This is a genomic window from Sinomonas sp. (genome assembly GCF_036848755.1).
GTDB lineage: Bacteria > Actinomycetota > Actinomycetes > Actinomycetales > Micrococcaceae > Sinomonas.
In genome coordinates this window covers 1-1,253 of the sequence record NZ_DAIUJO010000094.1, presented here as the reverse complement: position 1 = coordinate 1,253, position 1,253 = coordinate 1, and the positions used below count along the sequence as shown (strand labels likewise).

Annotated in this window: 2 protein-coding genes; both read right to left on the bottom strand. The window is 69.0% G+C overall.

Translation table 11 applies throughout. The features are described from left to right. Positions 1-24 precede the first annotated feature (24 nt). The gene (locus V7053_RS14110; RefSeq protein WP_443022622.1) at positions 25-1,005 is read right to left on the bottom strand and encodes a phosphatidate cytidylyltransferase; all 981 of its coding nucleotides are present in this window, start codon (positions 1,003-1,005) and stop codon (positions 25-27) included. Further along, positions 1,005-1,253, bottom strand: a 249-nt coding sequence (locus V7053_RS14105) for a ribosome-recycling factor (RefSeq protein ID WP_334172909.1), incomplete at its 5' end; no start/stop codon positions are given. The genes V7053_RS14105 and V7053_RS14110, both read right to left, overlap by 1 nt.

The window sequence follows — 1,253 nt, the reverse complement described above, 5'->3', positions numbered from 1 at the left end:
ATCCTGCCGTTCTGATCCTGCCGTCTAGGCGGACGGCAGGAGGCTGAACACGATATATGCGATGGGCACGCCGAACAGGAGGGAGTCCAGCCGGTCCATCATGCCGCCGTGACCCGGCAGGATGCTGCTCATGTCCTTGATGCCGAGCTCACGCTTGACCATCGACTCGGCGAGGTCCCCCGCCGTCGCAGCGCCGACCATCGCCACGGCGAGGATGACGCCGACCCACCATGGGCGCCCCAGCAGGAACACGGTTCCGAAGACTCCGATGACGACGGCTCCGGCGACAGACCCGGCGAAGCCCTCCCAGGACTTCTTCGGGCTGATCTTGGGGGCCATCGGGTGCTTGCCGAGGCTGGCCCCGACGATGTATCCGAAGGTGTCGTTCGCGACGACGAGCAGGAGTGTGAGGACGAGCTGCAGGACACTGCGAGGCACCGTCAGCCCCGGCCACAGTCCGAGCGGCGGGGCGGCAAGCCCCGTGTCGTGCAGCGGGAGGACCGCGAAGCCCACGAAGAACGGGATCCACAGGAGCACGAAGACCCCGCCGACGACGTTTGTCACGGCTCCCTCGGCGTGCTCGAGGCTCTGCCACAGCAGGACCGCCGTTGCCGCCGCGATGAGCGCGAACAGCTGGGCCTCCTGGCCCCCGAAGAAGGCCGAGAACGGGATCGCGACGGCCCCCACCAGAACGGGCACGATCGGAATATTGATCCTGCGCGTCTGAAGCGCCCGGAAGACCTCCCAGGCGCCGAGGACTCCCGCAGCAGTTCCGACGAGCACGAAGCCGAGCGGCCAGACGAAGAGCCCGGCGAGGACAGCCGCGAGCAGCACGAGGCCGACGACGATGGCAGCCGGAAGGTTCCGGCCGGTCTTGGACGCCGCCGCCGCGGTCGTCGCCGCCGCAGCGTGCGCGATCGCAGCCTCGCGCCGCGCCCGCCGGGAAGCTGGCGCGCCGGGGGCGTCAACGGGCGGGCCGCCGGCCTCAGACTGAGGATCGGCCATCAGACCTCGAGCAGCTCGGCTTCCTTGCGCTTCACGAGCTCGTCCACGCTGTCGGTGTGCTGCTTGGTCAGCCCGTCGAGCTCCTTCTCGCCACGCGCGCCGTCGTCCTCGCCGACCTCGCCATCCTTGACGAGCCGGTCGAGCGACTCCTTGGCCTTGCGGCGGATGCTGCGGATGGAGACCTTCGCGTCCTCACCCTTGCCCTTGACGATCTTGACGTACTCCTTGCGGCGCTCCTGGGTGAGCTC